This is a genomic window from Kineococcus sp. DHX-1 (assembly GCF_042473625.1).
Classification (GTDB): domain Bacteria; phylum Actinomycetota; class Actinomycetes; order Actinomycetales; family Kineococcaceae; genus Kineococcus.
Genome location: NZ_CP170445.1, coordinates 1,347,202 through 1,365,266 on the forward strand (window position 1 = coordinate 1,347,202; position 18,065 = coordinate 1,365,266).

Genomic DNA, 18,065 nt, shown 5'->3' on the forward strand with positions numbered 1-18,065 from the left:
TCGTGGGCGGCCGCGTGTCCGACGCCCGTGCGACAGTGACGCCGTGCCCGCCGCCAAGAAGACCGCCGCGAAGTCCCCCGCGAAGAAGGCCGCGAGCGCCGCACCCGGGATCCCGCCGCACGACCTCGCCCCGGCGCCCGTCGTGCTCCTCGCCGGGTCCGAGGAGGCGCTCGCCGACCGCGCGTTCACGGCGCTGCTGACGCGCATGCGCGAGCTCGACCCCTCGTTCGAGCGGACCGACGTCGCGGCGGCCGGGTACCAGAAGGGGCAGCTGGCGACGTGGACGTCGCCCTCGCTCTTCGACGAGCGCTCCCTCGTCCTCGTCGACGGGGTCGACGCCGCGAGCGAGGCGTTCGTCGAGGACGTCCTGGAGTACCTGCAGGCCCCCGTCGACACGGTCGTCCTCGTCCTGCGGCACCGGGGGGGCAACCGCGCGAAGAAGGTCCTCGACACCGCGCGGACCGTCCCCGGGGTGGCCGAGGTGTCCTGCCAGCCGCTCAAGCGGGACCAGGACAAGGTCGACTTCGTGCTCTCCGACGTCCGCCGCGCCCGCCGCTCGATCGACGTCGAGGCCGCCCGGGCGCTTGTCGCGGCCCTCGGCAGCGACCTCGGGGAGCTGGCCGCCGCCGTCGACCAGCTGCTCACCGACACCGAGGGCACGGTGACGGAGGACGCCGTCCACCGCTACCACGGGGGCCGGCGCGAGGCGACGGGCTTCGAGGTGGCCGACGCGGCGGTCGAAGGCCGGGAGGGGCAGGCGCTCGTCCTGCTGCGGCACGCGGAGGCGACCGGGGTGCCCGCCGTCGTCGTCGTCGCGGCGCTCGCGTCCCGGCTGCGGCAGCTGGCGAAGGTGGCGGGAGCGGGCCGGGGTCGGCCCGCCGACCTGGCCCGCGAGCTCGGCATGGCGCCGTGGCTGGTGGAGAAGGCCCAACGGGAGGTGCGCCTGCTGTCCCCGGACGGGATGGCCGAGGCGATCCTCGCCGTCGCGGCCGCCGACCACGCCGTCAAGGGTGGCGGGGCGCACGCCGAGCACGCCCTGGAGAAGGCCGTCCGGGTGGTCGCGGCCGCGCGGCGCTGAGGACACCCAGACGCACGGAGGGCCGGCCCCCGAGCGGGGACCGGCCCTCCGTGGAGGATCCGAGGATCAGGCCTTGGCGGCCGACTTGGCGATGGCCGACTTGCGGTTGGCCGCCTGGTTCTTGTGGATGACGCCCTTGCTGACGGCCTTGTCGAGCTTGCGGCTCGCGACCTTCAGCGCCGCCTGCGCCTTCTCGGCGTCGCCGGAGGCGAGCGCCTCGCGGAACGAGCGCACCGCGGTGCGCAGCTCCGACTTGACGGCCTTGTTGCGCAGGCGCGCCTTCTCGTTGGTGAGGATGCGCTTCTTCTGCGACTTGATGTTCGCCACGTGCTCCGTCTTCCTGTTGGTCTGATCAGTGTCAGAGGGCGGTCGTTCCACCGGGGACTCCGGCGTGGGGACACCGGGAGGGACGGAGGACGACCGTGACCTCCGCACGGAGCGAAGGCGTCCTCAAGGTTACCAGCGGTGACGCGGAGCCGGGGACACCCGCGGCCGGACCCGGACCGGGGCACGAAACGCGGGGGAAACGCGGGGGCAACTCGCGAGCAACGTGGACTTCCCTATGGTTCGCGCATGGGTGACGTCTTCGAGGGGTACCTCGACTCTCCCGCGGGGGCAGCCGGCGCCCGCGCGGCCGACGAGATGTTCGACGGCGACGGCAGTCCGCGACCGGAGTGGCAGGCCCTGGCCGCCACCCTCGCCGAGCTGCCGGCCGCCGAGCTGCGCGCCCGCGCCGACCAGCTCGCCAGCACCTTCCTCGACCGCGGCGTCACCTTCGACTACGCCGGGGAGGAACGGCCCTTCCCGCTCGACGTCGTCCCGCGGATCATCGACGCGGCCCAGTGGGCGCGGGTCGAGAAGGGCGTGGCGCAGCGCGTGCGGGTCCTGGAGGCCTTCCTCGCCGACGTCTACGGGCCGATGCAGGTCGTCAAGGACGGGGTCGTCCCGCGCCGGGTCATCACGTCCTCCAGCCACTTCCACCGCGCGGCCGTCGGCGTCGAGCCGGCCGGCGGCGTGCGCATCCACGTCGCCGGCATCGACCTCGTCCGCGACGAGCACGGCGACTTCCGCGTGCTGGAGGACAACGTCCGGGTGCCGAGCGGGGTGAGCTACGTCCTGGAGAACCGGCAGGCCCTGACCCAGGTGCTGCCCGAGGCGCTGCAGGCCCATCGCGTCCAGCCCGTCGCCGACTACCCCCAGAACCTCCTCGCGGCCCTGCGCGCCGCCGCCCCCAGCGGGGTCGACGACCCGGTCGTCGTCGTCCTGACCCCCGGTGTCTACAACTCGGCCTACTTCGAGCACTCGCTGCTCGCCCGGGCCATGGGCGTCGAGCTCGTCGAGGGCCGCGACCTCGTCTGCCGCGGCAACCGCGTCTACATGCGGACCACGGCCGGCGACCGGCGGGTCGACGTCGTCTACCGCCGCGTCGACGACGACTTCCTCGACCCCGTCCACTTCCGCCGCGACTCCGTCCTGGGCTGCGCGGGCATCCTCAACGCCGCCCGCGCCGGCGGGGTGAGCATCGCCAACGCCGTCGGCAACGGCGTCGCGGACGACAAGCTCGTCTACACCTACGTCCCGGAGCTCACGAAGTACTACCTCGGTGAGGAGCTGATCCTCGGCAACGTGCCGACGTACCGCCTGGAGATCCCCGCCGAGCGGGAGGAGGCGATGGACCGGTTGCACGAGCTCGTCGTCAAACCCGTCGACGGCTCCGGCGGCAAGGGCCTCGTCGTGTGCCCGGACGCCAGCGCCGAGCAGGTCGAGGAGCTGCGCCGCCGCGTCCTGGCCGACCCGCGCGGCTGGATCGCGCAGCCCGTCGTGGCGCTGTCGACCGTGCCGACGCTCGCGGGGACGCAGATGCGGCCTCGGCACGTCGACCTGCGGCCCTTCGCCGTCAACGACGGCCGGGCGGTGCGGGTCCTGCGCGGCGGGCTGACCCGCGTCGCGCTGCGCGAGGGGTCCCTCGTCGTGAACTCCAGCCAGGGCGGGGGGTCGAAGGACACGTGGGTGCTCGCGGGCGAGGACACCGTTCCCGAACCCGCGCCGGCCGTCCCCGTCCCGGTCGCCCCACCCGCCCCGCTGCCGGAGGAGCAGCACCACGTGACCGACCCCGGTCCGGGGGCCGGGTCGGAGCAGGCCCAGCAGCAGCAGCAGTCCCGCCAGCGGACGACCAGCCACCAGACCCGGGAGGGGTGACGCCGTGCTCAGCCGCATCGCCGAGTCGTTGTTCTGGATCGGCCGCTACGTCGAGCGGGCCGACTCCACGGCCCGCATCCTCGACGTCCACGTCGAACGCACGCTGGCCGACCCCTGGATCGACGAGAGCGCCGTCTCGACGTCGTTGCTGTCGGTCATGGGTTCCCCCGCGGACCCCGACCGCCGCGTCGGCCGCCGGGAACTGCTGGAGACCCTCGCCTACGACCCGGTGAGCCCGAGCGCCATCACCGGGGCGCTCGGTGCGGCGCGGGAGAACGCCCGCCGGGCCCGCGAGACCGTCTCCAGCGACATGTGGGAGTCGCTCAACACGACGTGGAACGCGCTGGCGTCCGGGCGGTGGCGGGCCGCGAGCCCGCACCGGTTCTTCTCCTGGGTCCGCGAGCGGACCGCCGTCGTCTCCGGCCTGGTCGACGCCACGATGAGCCGGGACGACTCCTGGCAGTTCTTCGTCCTGGGTCGTTCCCTGGAACGGGCCGACATGACGGCCCGCCTCGTCGACACCCGCGCCGTCGCGGGGTCGGGCAGCCAGTGGCCGTTGCTGCTGCGCTCCACCGGTGCCTACGAGGCGTTCCTGCGGGCCTACCACGGGTCGAGCACGGGGGCCGCGGGCGAACTGCACGCGGCCGAGTTCCTGCTGCTGGACCGGTTGTTCCCACGCTCGGTCGTCAACGCCCTCGAGACCGCCGAGGCCTGCCTGGACGCGATCGACCCGGCGCTGCGGCGCGTCGGGTACACCGAGGACGCCCGCCGCATCGTCGGGATGGCCCGCACGCGCCTGGAGTTCCAGAGCCCCGAGGACCTGCTGGGGGACCTGCACCACCAGATGAAACTGGTGACTGAGGCGTGCTCGGCGGCCTCCGAGGCCGTGGCGATGCGGTTCTTCCCCATGGCGGGGGCGGTTTCCTGGACGGCGGGGAGGTCCTGATGCGACTGCGCATCGTGCACACGACGACGCACACCTACCAGGGCGAGGTGATCGCCAGCTTCAACGAGGCGCGCATGACGCCGTTGACGCTGCCGGACCAGACGGCGCTGGACACCCGGGTCGAGGTGAGCCCGCCCGCGTCCGTCTCGCGCTACTGGGACTACTGGGGGACGCACGTCACCGCGTTCGACCTGCACGCCCGCCACGACCGCCTCGTCACGACCGCGACGTCGCTGGTGGAGACCGACCGCCGCACCGGGCACGACCCGCGACGGTCGGCGACGTGGGAGGACCTCGCCACCGAGGACGTGCGCGACGCCCTCGCCGAGTACGTGACGCCCACCCGGCGGACGACGGCGCCGGGGGACGGTTTCGCCGACACCGTGCGCGACCTCGTCGCCGGCGCCGACCCCCGCGAGGCGGCCCACCGCATCTGCAGCTGGGTCCACGACGAGGTGAAGTACGTGACCGGCGCGACGGGCGTGCACGCCACGGCCGAGGAGTCGTGGGTGCAGCGCAGCGGCGTCTGCCAGGACATCGCCCACCTCGTCCTGGCGGGGTTCCGCACGGTCGGGATCCCCGGTCGCTACGTCTCCGGCTACCTGCACCCGCGCCGCGAACCCGAGATCGGCGTCGAGGTGGCGGGGGAGAGCCACGCCTGGATCGAGTTCTACGACGGCGCCTGGACGGCCTGGGACCCCACGAACGACATCCCCGTCGGGGACCGGCACGTCGTCGTGGCGCGCGCCCGTGACTACTCCGACGTGTCCCCGCTGCAGGGGGTCTACTCCGGGCCGAAGTCGACCGTCGCCGCGCAGGTGCTCGTGACGCGGGTGGCCTGAGCGCGGGACCTCAACCGCGGGTGAGCAGTCCGGCGTCGGCGAGCAGTTCGACGGCGGCCCGGGGGCCGCGGCGCGTCAGGAGCGCTGCGGGCAGGTCCCCGGTCGCCCGTGGGATGAGCCACGTCAGGTGCACGACGCCCGAGAGGTCGACCTGCACCCCCACGGCGGCGTCCTGCACCCGCACGACGGTGTGGTCGCCACCGCCCGCGTCGGACCGGCGCGCGAGGCGGTCCGTCCAGGGCGGGTGCGGACGTCGGCGCGGGTCCTGAGCCCACAGGTCGAGGACGGACGCGCCGTGCAGCACCGCCGGCCAGCGGTGCGCCCGCTCCCACGACAACCCCTCCGGCAGCCAGCAGGTCCGCAGCTGCAGCCCGACGTGCCCCGCTGCGAGCTGGTCCCGCAGCGGTTCACCGGGCGCACCGCGGTGCACCGAGAGATGTTCGACGACGCCGGGGCCTCCCAGTGCCGGCAACACCGGCAGAGGACCGCCGAGCAGGTCCGCGGCCTCCTGAGCATCGACGGGAGCGTGCCGCCACGACAGGCTCCCCGGCGCCCTGCTCCGCGGTCGGAAGGTGTGGGACAGCGCATCGTGCGGCACGAGGCCCGCGAGGGCGCTGGTCACGTTCGCGGGTAGGGACACACGGCCAGTGTGGCGAACCCGACCCGGACCCGTTCCGGGAGCGAGACCCGGAACCGTTGCAGCTCAGCACGTGTGACGGCTCACCTCGAGTGTTCAGACGTCGATGGACGGGGGACGGGGCGGCGCACGGTGCGCCGCGGGACGGGATGGTTCGGGTGTCGGTCCGGGTGCGGGATCTGCGGGTGTCGACGAAGTTGTTCGCCGGTTTCGGGGTGGTGACGGCGCTGCTGGTCGTCATCAGCGTGCTGGGCGTGCTGCGTCTCAGCGAGGCGCAGACCAGGATGGACTACCTGTCCTCCTCGGGGATCGCCTCCGTGGACGGCATCGACAAGGTCCAGACCGCGTACCTGCAGGTGCGCAAGGACCTCAGCGACATCGCGGTCGCCGTCGACCCGGCCTCGACCCAGAAGCTCACCGACCAGTTGACGCAGGACCAGAGCGCGTTGGACGCGGCCTGGCAGACCTACCTGGGGTCCCAGCCGACCAGCAGCCCGGCTGACCAGCAGAAGTACACCCAGGCGCTGGCCCAGTGGCGCACGGCGAGCCAGGCGCTGCTGCCGCTGGCGCAGGAGTCGGACCTGACGGCCTTCGTCGCCCAGCGGGCAGCGACGACCACCCAGGTCGGCAAGGACGTGAACGCCGCCCTGGACGCCATGAACGACGCGGAGGCGGCGTCCGCGAAGTCGGTCGCAGCCGAGGGGCGGACCGCTTACCACCAGGCGGTGGGCGTCCTGGCCGGGTGCACCGCTCTGGCCGTGCTGCTCGCCGCCGCCGTCTCGGTCGTCATCGCCCGCTCGATCGCCCGTCCCCTGGACCGCGTCGTCACGGTCGTGGAGGGCCTCGCCGCTGGTCGCCTGGACCAGCGGGTGGACTACGACAGTCGCGACGAGGTGGGTCGTCTGGCGAAGGCGACGGACGCCTCTCTCGAGTCCCTGTCCGTCGTGATGCGCGAGGTCACCGACAACGCCACCACCCTGGCCGCGTCCAGCGAGGAGCTGACGACCGTGGCGACCCGGTTGTCGTCCGGGGCCGAGGAGTCGGCGTCGCAGTCGCAGGTGGTCTCCGCCGCCACCGAGCAGATCAGCGCGAGCATCGGGACCGTGGCGGCCGCCGGTGAGCAGATGACCGCGGCGATCACCGAGATCGCCACGTCCACCGCGGAGGCCTCGAGCACCGCGGCCACGGCTGTCGCCGCCGCCGGTGACGCCGGTGCCACCATCGAGCGACTGGGCACCTCCAGCCGGGAGATCGGTGACGTCGTCAAGCTCATCACGTCCATCGCCGAGCAGACGAACCTGCTGGCCCTCAACGCGACCATCGAGGCCGCACGCGCCGGCGAGATGGGCAAGGGTTTCGCGGTCGTGGCCGGTGAGGTGAAGGAACTCGCGCAGCAGACGGCGCGCGCCACCGAGGAGATCGTGACGAAGGTCAGCGCCACGCAGGCCGACGTCGCGGCGGCGACGGACGTCATCGCACAGATCGGCGAGGTCATCTCCCGCGTGGACGGCTTGCAGGCCACGATCGCCGCAGCGGTCGAAGAGCAGTCCGCGACGACGAGCGAGATGGTGCGCAACGTCACCGAGGTCTCCACCGGCAGCCAGGAGATCTCCGCGAACATCTCCAGCATCGCAGCCGCTGCGGCGCAGACGACGTCGAGTGCCACGCACACCGCCACCACGGCGGCGGACGTCTCCCAGGCGGCCGCCCGACTGCACACTCTGGTGTCCCGTTTCACCGTCTGAACCGACGGGCAACGGCCCCGGTCGGCTCAGCCGAAGGCGACCGCCCCCGTCGCCACGGTGAGGACGGCCGTGCCGCGGGCGAACCGCTGCCGGACCTGCCCGCCCTGCTCCGGACCGGGTTCCTCGACGGGGAAACCCCAGCGCTCCGGGCCCCCCGCGGCGCGCAGGGCGTCCCGGACGGGGGTCGGGACGCGGTGGGCGCCGGTGGCGGCCGAGGCGTACACCGCGCCGCGTTCGAAGTCCTGCACCGACCCGGCGGCCACCGCGGTCTCGTCGGTGGTCGGCAGTCCGAGAGGACCCGTCTCCCAACCGCTGTCGCGCCACCGGTCGCGCAGCGACCCGCGCACGGCGTGCGCCCCCGTGGCGGCCGAGGCGTAGACGGACCCGCCCTGGAAGTGGACGTACTCGGCGCGGCCGTCCGGGGTGCGGGCCTGGCTCGTCACGGGGTAGCCCAGCGGGCCGCGTTCCCACCCCGTCGCCGCCCACGCGTCCCGGACGGCGCCGACGACGACGTGCGCACCCGTCTGCGGGGTCCAGTAGACGGAGCCGCGTTCGAAGTGGTTGAACCGGCCGCGGGTGTCCGGGGTGCGCAGTTCGTCGGTGAGGGGGTAGCCCAGCGGCCCGGTCTCCCAGCCGGTCGCCTTCCACTCCTCCCGGATCGCGCCGACGACGGCGTGCGCCCCCGTCTGCGGGGTCCAGTAGACCGAGCCCTCCTCGAAGTGGTTGAACCGGCCGCGGCCGTCGGGGGTGCGGAGCTCGTCGGTGAGGGGGTACCCCAGGGGACCGGTCTCCCAGCCCAGCGCCTTCCACGTCTCGCGGATCGCGCCGATCACGGCGGACGCCCCGGTCTGCGCGGTCCAGTAGACGGAGCCCTTCTCGAAGTGGTTGAACCGGCCGCGGCCGTCGGGGGTGCGGAGTTCGTCGGTGAGGGGGTACCCCAGCGGGCCGGCCTCCCAGCCGAGGGCGGCGAACGTCGCCAGGACCTCGCCGTGGACCTCGTGGGCACCGGTGCCGGGGGAGTGGTAGATCGACCCGAAGTCGAACAACTGGTAGGTGCCGCCGGGCGCGGGCGTCCCGAGCTCGGGGGTGCGCTGCTCGCCCAGGACGCTGCCCGGGCCGCCGATCGCGGTGTACTCCTGCCCGATCGGCGTGCAGTCCTTCAACGTCGGCGCCGTGTGCTGGTTGGTCCGCTGGTCGGTGGCCGAGGTCGTCGTGCAGTTCCAGGCCGGGATGCGCCACGGTGGGGTGCAGGTGACGACGCGGCACCACACCGGGCCGGTGCAGCTCGTGTCCTGGTTGCACTGCCCGTAGCGGAACTCGTTGCAGCACACCTTGCGCTGGTCGCACTGGCCGGCCGGGCCGCAACCGCACGAGCAGTTCCGGCAGCCCTCGCCGCAGAACTTGATGCGGCCGCCGCAGCCGCAGGAGCAGTAGCTGTGGCAGTCGATGTAGTACCGCGCGCCGCCGCAGCAGAACCCCGACCCGTCGGACTTCCACCAGCCGCCGACGAGGCTGCCGGGTGGGCAGCGGTTGACGCCGTTGCCGATGGTGGCGCAGAACACGGTGTACCCCGAGGAGCAGGTGGCGTCGATCCCGCAGACGGCGGCGTAGGCGCTCTGCGGGCGCGTGAGGAAACCCCACGGGCCGACGGCGAGGGCCGACCCGACGACGGCCGTGCGGGCGAGGAAACCCCGGCGGTCGGTGCGGGCGTCGAGGAACCGGGTCAAGAACCCCGTGACCCTGTCGAGGGTGCGTTCGGCGACGGTCACGAGAGGTCTCCTGACGTTTCGGACGACAACCGGACGCTGCGCACGAGCGGCGCCACCTTCCCGAACAGCTCCGCGCGGCGGGCGTGCGAGCCGAGCACGACGTACAGGCTGAACGCCCGGTCCCCGACGTGGAAGAACCACTGGCCCCCCGACTGGCCGGGGATGCTGCGCTGCAGGCGGTTGGGCGAGAAGTCCGCCAGGGTGGGGACGGGGAAGCCGGAGTCGGCGAACAGCGCCGTCCGCGACGCCCCGGGGTCCTGCTCGAACAGGCTCACGAACACGTCCGCGCTCGTCAGCAGACCCGTGACGCCGCCGCCGAAGTCGCCGCGCACCGCCGGCAGCGGCACCGTCGCCGCGTGCAGGACCGGCCGTCGGTGCGACCCCGGCTCGTGGTCCTGCGCCGCGCGCCGCGTGATCCGCACCTCCCACCCGGCCGGCGCGTCGACCGAGATGCCGTGCGCGTCCACCCTCACGAGAACACCCCCACCCTCACGACACCGCTCCCACCGTCAGGGCGACCGAGGCCGCCGCCACCAGCGCTGCCCACGCCCCGCTCGTGCGCCGCCCCAGCGGGGCGAGCCGTTCCAGTCGCCGGTGCATCCCGGCCAGTCGTGCGGGGGTCGTGACGGACCGGGCGGCCAGCAGCGGCAGCGCCCGGACGGTCCCGAACACCGCGCCCAGCAACGCCCCGGGCAGCGGACCGCCCGTCGCGACCATGAACGCCATCGCCAGGAACAGGACCGGGGACGTCACGATCGTCACGACGCCGACCCCCAGTTGCGCCCCGTACCCGATGCCGTAGACCCAGCCGCGGTAGCGGTGCAGCCAGTCCTCGTCGACCTGCCGGTGCCAGCTGGGGAACCGCCGCCAGCGCCCCGCTTCCGCGGCGACGGTTCCCGCGGCCATCGCCACGACGACCGCGGCCCCCAGCAGGACGGCGGGACCGGCCACCGGACGCAGGACCACGCTGAGCAGCAGGCCGAGGGTCCCGAGCAGGAGTCCCAGCACGGCTCCGCCGGCCGCGGACCCGAGAACGTGCGCGGTGACCGTGACCGACCACCGGCTGGCGCGTCCCCGCTCCCCGAGCGGGGTGATGCTCGAGAGCATCGACTCACCTCAAGGCGACCAGAGGCTGCGCAGGGCGGCGACGACGGCCGTCGGCACGCCCAGCAGCAGCGCGGCAGCGGGCAGGGTGAGGGGGTCCACGAGGTCAGCGTCCGGGTGTGCCGGGGACCTGGTCGGCGGCCGTGAGCCGCAGGCTCGGGTGGTCGGGCGTGATCCCGGCGGCGAGCAGTTCGGCGTCCGCCCGGGCCTCCCGGTGGGCGCCCCCGTGGGCGTGGTCGTGGTCGCGCAGGTCCACCTGCAGCGCGCGGTCCCCGACGGCCTCGGCGACGAGGCGTTCGACCTGCTCCCAGTCCGTGGCGCTGCCCTCGCCGCGCACCCGGCCGGCGGCGGCGTCGACGTAGGCGAAGTAGGGCGAGCCCGGGACCTCGTACGCCTCCCACGCTGTGGTCGACATGACGACGTCGACCCCGCGGGCCTCGGGGCCCGCGGCCAGGGTCGCGACGGTGCTCGGCGACTCGGCGTCGGCGTCGCGGGTGACGACGACGAGGCGCGTCGCCGGCGGCAGCGAGAGCGGGGCCGGGTCGGCCAGGCGGGCCCAGATGCGCTGGCACGTCAGGCATCCGCTGGACAGGAACGCGATGAGCGTGTTGGTGCCACCGGCACCGACGGCCACCTGGACGGCGTCACCGGCGGGAGTCGTGCCGGCGACGGTCGTGGCGGGCTGGCCGACGGTCCCGCCGTCCGGCCCGGCCCCCGCGACCACCCCGCGGCCCACCGCGAACGGCAGTTCCGACCGGTCCCCCCGGGCGACGCCGCCGCCTGCCCCGGGCGCGGTGTCCTCCCGGCCTGCGCCGAGCGTGTGCAGCGACCGCAGGATCTCGGCGTGGGAGCGCAGCAGCCCCGCCACGAGCACGGACAGCAGCACGACGGCCAGGGTCAGGCCGGCGAGCAGGACGGTCGTCACGGTGGTGCTCACGCGGTCCTCCGGTGGCGGGCGGTGGTCGTGGTGGCGGTGCTGGAGCTCGGGCGGACGAGGGAGCGGGCGGCGACCAGGCGCGGCAGACCGGTCAGCAGCAGCAGGCACAGCGCCACCAGGAGCGTGGTGACGACGACGGTCGCGGCCGTCGCCGCGGGACCGGCCACCCAGACCGCGGGCAGCCCTGCCGGTGCCGTGGCCGCCACCCCCGCGGCCAGCGCGAGCGCCGCCGTCAGGACCGCGTGGGCGGTGGTCGGGGGCAGGTCGGGTTCGCCGAAGCAGCCGCAGGAGCTGAGGGGGCGCCGCCGCAGGAGGGCCAGGAGCACGAACCCGGTGAACCCCGCGTAGGCGGCGGCGGTGGCGACCAGGGCCGGCGTCCAGCCGGCCAGGGCGAGCACGGCGACGGTGACCTCGGCGGCCCCGAGCGCGCGCACGGCGAGGGCCGGGGCGGGCAGTCCCTGGGTGCGCAGCGCGCGGACGGTGCCGGCGGGCCGGCGCACCTTCCCGACGCCCGCCACGAGCAGGAGCACGCTCCCCACCAGGCACGACACCAACGCTGCTGTCACCTGGACACGTTCTGTGAACGCGGGCCTCCAGGTCAAGGGGTCGCGCGGACCGGGTCCTGCGGGGTGCGGGCGCGACGCCGCCGGGCCAGCCACCACAGCGGGACGGCGACGAGGGCCAGCGGGACGGCGAAGGGCAGGACCGCACCGACGACGAGGGCGGCCACCCGGACCGCGGCGCCCAGCGCGTGCCAGCCGGCTGACAGTCCACCGAGGAAGCCCGGCTCCGCGGGGGCGGCGACGGCGGTCAGGGGCGCGCCGCGCGTGAGGTCGACGTCCACGGTCGCCAGCGCGGTCTGGTCGGCGAGGACCCGCTGCCGGGCCTGCAACGCCTCCAGGTCGGCCTCGCGGCGGGCGATCTCGCCCTCGATCGCGAGGATGTCCGGCACCGTCGTCGCCTGCGGCAGGCGGGAACGGAATGTCTCGAGCACGGCCTGGGCGGAGGTGACGCGGCTGCCGACGTCGGCGACCTCGGCGGTGACGTCGGCGCTCGTGGTGGTCCGGTCGGTCTCCTGGCCGAGCGCGGCCAGGTCGTCGAGGACGTCGGGGTAGGCGGGCGACGGGACGCGGAGCGTGAGGTGGGTCGTCTCGGACCCCTCGGGACCGCCGGACCGGCTGGCCGCGACGATCCCGCCGGCCCCGACCGTGCGGGTCGTGGCGGCCTCGACGGCGGCCGGGAGGTCGCGGACGCGGACGGCCAGGGTCGCGGTGGAGACGACCGCGCGGCCCTGCGCGGCGCCGTCGGTGCCGGTGGCCCCCTCGGCCTGGGCGTCGGACTGCGCCGCGGCGACGGCTCCACCCCCGGCGGCGGGCTGCCCGGAGGACCCCGAGGACCCCGAGGACCCCGACGAGTCCGCGCCGCCTCCGCTGCACGCGGCCGCGCCCAGCAGCAGGGTGAGCGCCAGGGCGGGGGCCGCCCACCGCCGGGTCCGTGCGCGGGAGGGAGAGGGGGTGGGGGAGCGCATCGGACACCTCCGTCGGGTGCGGTCGCCGTGACCGCAGACCTCGGACGCCGGGAGCGCTCGCGGGGTTCCGGTGGGGTGGTTCCGGCCGTGCGACCATGGAGGCTGTCCGCCCGCCCGACCGAGAGGTGCCCCCAGCCCGTGTCCCCGAGAGCCGCCGACGCACCGGCACCCGCCGCGACCGCGCCGCTGCTGCTGCGCAACTTCTGCATCATCGCCCACATCGACCACGGCAAGTCGACGCTGGCCGACCGCATGCTGCAGCTGACCGGCGTCGTCGACGAGCGGGCCATGCGCGCGCAGTACCTCGACCGGATGGACATCGAGCGCGAGCGCGGCATCACCATCAAGTCGCAGGCCGTGCGCATGCCGTGGGACGTCGACGGCACGTCGTACGCGCTGAACATGATCGACACCCCGGGGCACGTCGACTTCACCTACGAGGTGTCCCGCTCGCTCGCCGCCTGCGAGGGTGCGGTCCTCCTCGTGGACGCGGCGCAGGGCATCGAGGCGCAGACCCTGGCGAACCTCTACCTCGCCATGGAGAACGACCTCACGATCATCCCGGTCCTCAACAAGATCGACCTGCCCGCGGCCCAGCCGGAGAAGTTCGCCGAGGAACTGGCCAAGCTCATCGGTTGCGAACCCGAGGACTGCCTGCGCGTCTCGGGCAAGACCGGTGTGGGTGTGGACCTGCTCCTGGACCACATCGTGCAGGAGATCCCGGCCCCCGTCGGCGACGCCGACGCCCCGGCGCGCGCGATGATCTTCGACTCCGTCTACGACACGTACCGCGGCGTCGTGACCTACGTGCGGGTGATCGACGGCAAGCTCTCCCCGCGCGAGCGCATCGCGATGATGTCGACGAAGGCCACCCACGAACTCCTGGAGATCGGCGTCAGCTCGCCCGAGCCGACCCCGTCGCAGGGGCTCGGCGTGGGCGAGGTGGGCTACCTCATCACCGGGGTGAAGGACGTCCGCCAGTCCAAGGTCGGTGACACCGTCACCAACGCGCACAAGCCGTCCGCGACCCCGCTCGGCGGGTACCGCGACCCCAAGCCCATGGTGTTCTCCGGGCTCTACCCGATCGACGGGTCGGACTACCCGTTGCTGCGCGATGCGCTCGACAAGCTCAAGCTGAACGACGCCGCCCTCAGCTACGAACCCGAGACGTCGGTGGCGCTGGGGTTCGGGTTCCGCATCGGGTTCCTCGGCCTGCTGCACCTGGAGATCGTGCGCGAACGCCTGGAACGCGAATTCAACCTCGACCTCATCTCGACCGCGCCCAGCGTGCCGTACGAGGTGACGCTGGAGGACAAGCGCGTCGTGGAGGTGACGAACCCCTCGGAGTTCCCCGAGGGCAAGATCGCCGAGGTCCGCGAACCCGTCGTGCGGGCGACGATCCTCGCCCCGTCGGAGTTCATCGGTGCCGTCATGGAACTGTGCCAGCAGCGCCGCGGCGACCTGCAGGGCATGGACTACCTCTCCGAGGACCGCGTCGAGATGCGCTACCGGCTGCCCCTGGCCGAGATCGTCTTCGACTTCTTCGACCAGCTGAAGTCGCGCACCCGCGGGTACGCCTCCCTGGACTACGACGTGGACGGCGAGCAGGTCGCCGACCTGGTGAAGGTGGACGTGCTGCTGCAGGGCGAGCAGGTCGACGCGTTCAGCCAGATCGTCCACCGCGAGAAGGCGTACGGCTACGGTGTGATGATGGCCGGCAAGCTCAAGGACCTCATCCCGCGCCAGCAGTTCGAGGTCCCGATCCAGGCCGCGATCGGTGCCCGCGTCATCGCCCGCGAGAACGTCCGCGCCATCCGCAAGGACGTCCTGGCCAAGTGCTACGGCGGTGACATCACCCGCAAGCGCAAGCTGCTGGAGAAGCAGAAGGAGGGGAAGAAGCGCATGAAGATGGTCGGGCGGGTCGAGGTGCCCCAGGAGGCCTTCATCGCCGCGCTCTCCTCCGACGCCGCGGGCGACAAGGCCAAGGACAAGAACGCCAAGAAGTGAGGCGGGGCGGGGGAGGCGGGCCGGTAACCTGACGCGGTGACCCGGCCGCCTTCCCGCAAGGCCACGTCCCAGGACGTGGCCGACCTGGCCGGGGTGTCCCGCAGCGCCGTCTCCCTCGTCCTCAACGGCCGGGGTGACGGGAACATCGCCCCGGACAAGCAGGCCGCGATCCGCGCCGCGGCCGCGCAGCTGGAGTACGAACCCAACCCGTCCGCGGTCTCGTTGCGCAGCAGCCGGACCCGCACGCTCGGGATGGTCACCGACGCCATCGCCTCGACCGCCTACGGCGGGGACCTGCTGCGCGGGGCGTCCGAGGCCGCGGAACGGTCCGGGCACCTGCTCGTCCTCGTCGACACCCACGACGAGGAGCAGCGCGAGGCCGACGCCTACCGGACGTTGCGCGGCCGCCGCGTCGACGGCCTGCTGTTCGCGGCGATGAGCCTGCGCGAGTACTCGGTGCCCGCGGCCGCCACCGGCGTCCCGTTCGCGCTGGCGAACTGCTACGACCCGGCGGCGCCCTCGGTGCCCGCGTTCGTCGCCGACGAGGTCGCCGGCGGCCGGGCCGCGGCGCGGTTGCTGCTCGACGCGGGCCACCGCGACGTCGTCCTGCTGGCCGGTGCCCGCGACGCCGTGGCGAGCACCCTGCGCGAGGACGGGGTGCGCGCCGAGCTCACGGCCGCCGGGCACGCGCTGCGGACGGTGGAGACGGGCTGGGAGATCTCCGACGGCGTCGCGGCGGCGACGGCCGTGCTGACCGGGCCCGACCGGCCGACGGGGTTGGTGTGCGCGAACGACCGCGTCGCGGTCGGTGCGGTGCTGGCGGCGAACCGCCTCGGCCTCGACGTCCCGGCGGACCTGTCCGTCGTCGGGTACGACGACGACGCCGCGCTGGCCGCGCCCATGGTTCCCGCGCTCACGACGATCGCGTTGCCGCACCGGCAGATCGGGGAGGCTGCGGTCGCCCGGGTCCTCGCCGACCTGGCCGTCGACGTCTCCGGCACGGGGGAACCACGGACGACCGGGCACGGCACCGTCCTGGTGCCGTGCCCGGTCGTCGTGCGCGACTCGGTCGCGCCGCCCCGTCGTCGGACGTCGCGTCAGCGCGCGGGTTCGCCCAACCGGTAGCAGCGGGCGTCCCCGCGGACGTACCAGACGGCACCGGGGGTCGGGTAGGCCCGCAGGGTCGTCGCGCGGCCGGCCTCGAACACCTCGACGAGGCTGCCGTCGACGAGGACCCGCACGGGTCCGACGTGGCCGGCGGTGACGACCGGACGCGGTTCCCCGTCCGGCCCGGTCAGCAGGAGTTCCACCGGGCCGTCCGCCTCGACCTCGAAGCTGCGTTCCGTGCGGGACGGGCCGGTGAGCTCCTCCCGGCGCAGGCCACGGAGTTCGAGCGCCGGTTCGACGGCGAGACCGTCGGCGGTGGGCCGCAGGTCGCGGGGGAACGTCAGCACCCCGGACCACCCGGCGGCCGCGACGTCGGCGGGATCGCGCTCGTCCTCGCGCGACCACCCCCACACCAGGACCCGGCCGTCGTCGGTGGCGAGCAGTTGCGGCGCGTAGAACGTGCTGCCCCCGTCGAGCTCACCGCCGTCGGCGGGGACGAAGCGGAGCCCGTCCCCGGCGCTCTCGAGGTCACCCAGCAGCCAGCTGACGCCGTCCAGGGCGTGCGACCCCTCCCGCCAGTGCCACAGGGACACCACGAGCAGCCAGCGGTCGCCGAAGGGGACGAGGTTCGGGCACTCCCAGGTGTTCGCAGGAGCCCACCGCGCGGCGACGGGGTCGTCGGAGGTGAGGAGTTCCCCGGCCGGTTCCCAGGCGCGCAGGTCGTCGCAGCGCCACAGCAGCAACCGGCCGTGGCCCTGCGGGTGGCCGGCCCCCTGGACGGCCCAGCGGTGCCCGGCGTGCGTGAACAGGAACGGGTCCCGCACCTCGCGCACGCCCTCCTGCGGGACGGGCGCCGCGACGGCCATCGGTTCCTGGGTCCACGTCCGCAACCCCTCGCCCGACGTCGCGACGAGCGTGACCGCGTGCTCGGGGCCGTCGGCGCCGACCCCGGTGTAGACGGCGGTCGGCACCCGGTCCGGTCCGTCCAGGACGACGCAGCCGGTCCAGCACCCGACGGCGTCCGCGCCGCCGGGGGTGGGGCGCAGCGCCAGGGGTTCGGCGCGCCAGGTGAGGAGGTCGGCCGAACTCGCGTGGCCCCAGTGGATGTCGCCGTGGACGGGGGCGGCGGGGTTGTGCTGGAAGAACACGTGCCAGACGCCGTCGACGTGGGCCAGGCCGTTCGGGTCGTTCACCCAGCCGAGGTCGGGCCGGCCGTGCAGCACGGGGAACGCGGGGTCCGCGGGGCCCACCAGGCGCTGGTCCAGTGCGGTGGTCACGTCGGTGCTCACTTGCCCACTCCTGCCGTCAGACCCTCGCGCAGCGGTCGCTGCCCGAGCACGAACACGACGAGGGCGGGCACCATCGACAGCACCACCCCCGCCAGGACCGTCGACACGCTGCCTGTCCCGAGGTTGCCCTGCAGCGACACCAGGCCCAGCGGCATCGTGAAGTTGCGTTCGGAGACGGTCAGGATCAACGGCCGGAAGAACTCGTTCCAGTGGTAGTTGAAGGCCAGGATCCCCACGATGGCCATGCCCGGCAGGGCCAGGGGTGCGTACACGGACGAGAACGTCCGCAGCGGACCGGCGCCGTCGATGGCGGCCGCCTCGGCGAGGTCGTCGGGCAGGCCGAGGAAGTACTGGCGCATGAGGAACGTGCCGAACGCGGTGGGGATCGCCGGCAGCACCAGGGCGAGGAGGGTGTCGGACAACCCCATCCCGCGGATGAGCATGAACACCGGGACGATCGTCACCTGCAGCGGCACCATCATCGTCGCGAGGACGACGGCGAAGAGCGCGCCGGACCCGCGGAACTGCACGCGGGCGAAGACGTAGCCGGCCATCGCCGCGGTCACCATCTGCCCGAGAGCGCACAGCGAGGTGACGAGGACGCTGTTCCAGACGAGCAGCAGCACGTCGGCCTTCGCGAACACGTCGACGTAGGCGGAGAACCCGGGCTGGACCCCGGCGCCGGCCACCTGCGGCCGGAAGGACGTCCAGACCGTCCACACGACGGGGCCGAGGGTGAGGAACACCGCGACGGTCAGGACGGCGAACTTCCCGACCGTGCCCGGTCGGGGGAGCCCGCGCCGCCGCACGGGGCGAGGGGCGGCGGGGCGAACCTGCAGGCCGGACGCGCCGGCCGGGGAGAGCGTGGCCATCTCAG

General features: G+C 74.0%; 17 protein-coding genes. 7 read left to right on the forward strand and 10 right to left on the reverse strand.

The genetic code is table 11. From position 1 onward, the window contains the following. The first annotated feature begins 43 nt into the window (after positions 1-43). Complete coding sequence (gene holA, locus ACFEMC_RS06505; protein WP_380174698.1) at positions 44-1,078, forward strand: DNA polymerase III subunit delta; 1,035 nt, start codon at positions 44-46, stop codon at positions 1,076-1,078. 66 nt (positions 1,079-1,144) lie between these two features. Here holA and rpsT read toward each other — a convergent pair whose 3' ends face one another. Then, the gene (gene rpsT / locus ACFEMC_RS06510) at positions 1,145-1,405 is read right to left on the reverse strand and encodes a 30S ribosomal protein S20 (protein WP_380174700.1); all 261 of its coding nucleotides are present in this window, start codon (positions 1,403-1,405) and stop codon (positions 1,145-1,147) included. A gap of 246 nt (positions 1,406-1,651) precedes the next feature. Between rpsT and ACFEMC_RS06515 the strand changes: the two genes are divergently transcribed. From ACFEMC_RS06515 to ACFEMC_RS06525, 3 genes are read left to right on the forward strand one after another with little or no spacing between them, the layout of a single operon-like run. Continuing rightward, the gene (locus tag ACFEMC_RS06515; RefSeq protein ID WP_380174702.1) at positions 1,652-3,277 is read left to right on the forward strand and encodes a circularly permuted type 2 ATP-grasp protein; all 1,626 of its coding nucleotides are present in this window, start codon (positions 1,652-1,654) and stop codon (positions 3,275-3,277) included. A 4-nt stretch (positions 3,278-3,281) separates the two neighbouring features. Beyond that, positions 3,282-4,223 (forward strand): alpha-E domain-containing protein, encoded by a 942-nt coding sequence (locus ACFEMC_RS06520; RefSeq protein WP_380174704.1) that lies wholly within the window; start codon positions 3,282-3,284, stop codon positions 4,221-4,223. Then, entirely contained in the window at positions 4,223-5,065 is an 843-nt protein-coding gene (locus tag ACFEMC_RS06525; RefSeq protein ID WP_380174706.1) for a transglutaminase domain-containing protein, read from the forward strand. The genes ACFEMC_RS06520 and ACFEMC_RS06525 overlap by 1 nt, the downstream gene beginning before the upstream one ends. A 10-nt stretch (positions 5,066-5,075) precedes the next feature. On the opposite strand, the gene ACFEMC_RS06530 is transcribed toward ACFEMC_RS06525, so the two are convergent. Next, a complete protein-coding gene (locus tag ACFEMC_RS06530) occupies positions 5,076-5,495 on the reverse strand; it encodes a hypothetical protein (RefSeq protein WP_380174708.1) in 420 nt (139 codons plus the stop codon). A gap of 392 nt (positions 5,496-5,887) precedes the next feature. Between ACFEMC_RS06530 and ACFEMC_RS06535 the strand changes: the two genes are divergently transcribed. After that, positions 5,888-7,447 (forward strand): methyl-accepting chemotaxis protein, encoded by a 1,560-nt coding sequence (locus ACFEMC_RS06535; RefSeq protein ID WP_380174710.1) that lies wholly within the window; start codon positions 5,888-5,890, stop codon positions 7,445-7,447. A gap of 26 nt (positions 7,448-7,473) precedes the next feature. On the opposite strand, the gene ACFEMC_RS06540 is transcribed toward ACFEMC_RS06535, so the two are convergent. The 6 genes from ACFEMC_RS06540 to ACFEMC_RS06565 all read right to left on the reverse strand — a co-directional run bounded on the left by ACFEMC_RS06540 (position 7,474) and on the right by ACFEMC_RS06565 (position 12,785). Beyond that, positions 7,474-9,216 carry a twin-arginine translocation signal domain-containing protein gene (locus tag ACFEMC_RS06540; protein ID WP_380174713.1) on the reverse strand — a complete coding sequence of 581 codons (1,743 nt, stop codon included), beginning with the start codon at positions 9,214-9,216 and terminating at the stop codon, positions 7,474-7,476. Next, positions 9,213-9,689, reverse strand: a complete 477-nt coding sequence (locus ACFEMC_RS06545) for a hypothetical protein (protein ID WP_380174715.1) — start codon at positions 9,687-9,689, stop codon at positions 9,213-9,215. The genes ACFEMC_RS06540 and ACFEMC_RS06545 overlap by 4 nt, the downstream gene beginning before the upstream one ends. Positions 9,690-9,705: 16 nt before the next feature. Further along, positions 9,706-10,323, reverse strand: coding sequence for a hypothetical protein (locus tag ACFEMC_RS06550; RefSeq protein ID WP_380174717.1), 618 nt, complete (start codon positions 10,321-10,323; stop codon positions 9,706-9,708). 103 nt (positions 10,324-10,426) lie between these two features. Further along, positions 10,427-11,257 (reverse strand): hypothetical protein, encoded by an 831-nt coding sequence (locus ACFEMC_RS06555; RefSeq protein WP_380174719.1) that lies wholly within the window; start codon positions 11,255-11,257, stop codon positions 10,427-10,429. Continuing rightward, complete coding sequence (locus ACFEMC_RS06560) at positions 11,254-11,823, reverse strand: MauE/DoxX family redox-associated membrane protein (RefSeq protein ID WP_380174721.1); 570 nt, start codon at positions 11,821-11,823, stop codon at positions 11,254-11,256. Before ACFEMC_RS06560 ends, ACFEMC_RS06555 begins: the two co-directional genes overlap by 4 nt. 32 nt (positions 11,824-11,855) lie before the next feature. Further along, positions 11,856-12,785 (reverse strand): DUF4349 domain-containing protein, encoded by a 930-nt coding sequence (locus tag ACFEMC_RS06565; RefSeq protein ID WP_380174724.1) that lies wholly within the window; start codon positions 12,783-12,785, stop codon positions 11,856-11,858. Positions 12,786-12,923: 138 nt separating this feature from the next. Between ACFEMC_RS06565 and lepA the strand changes: the two genes are divergently transcribed. Continuing rightward, positions 12,924-14,792: a translation elongation factor 4 gene (gene lepA, locus ACFEMC_RS06570; protein ID WP_380174726.1), complete on the forward strand. Its 1,869-nt coding sequence runs from the start codon at positions 12,924-12,926 to the stop codon at positions 14,790-14,792. Positions 14,793-14,828: 36 nt separating this feature from the next. Continuing rightward, positions 14,829-15,917, forward strand: a complete 1,089-nt coding sequence (locus tag ACFEMC_RS06575; protein WP_380174728.1) for a LacI family DNA-binding transcriptional regulator — start codon at positions 14,829-14,831, stop codon at positions 15,915-15,917. On the opposite strand, the gene ACFEMC_RS06580 is transcribed toward ACFEMC_RS06575, so the two are convergent. Then, positions 15,890-17,188: a glycoside hydrolase family 32 protein gene (locus ACFEMC_RS06580; protein ID WP_380174729.1), complete on the reverse strand. Its 1,299-nt coding sequence runs from the start codon at positions 17,186-17,188 to the stop codon at positions 15,890-15,892. The two genes, ACFEMC_RS06575 and ACFEMC_RS06580, sit on opposite strands and share 28 nt — an antisense overlap. Continuing rightward, positions 17,185-18,060, reverse strand: a complete 876-nt coding sequence (locus ACFEMC_RS06585; RefSeq protein WP_380174731.1) for a carbohydrate ABC transporter permease — start codon at positions 18,058-18,060, stop codon at positions 17,185-17,187. The genes ACFEMC_RS06580 and ACFEMC_RS06585 overlap by 4 nt, the downstream gene beginning before the upstream one ends. Positions 18,061-18,065: the final 5 nt, after the last annotated feature.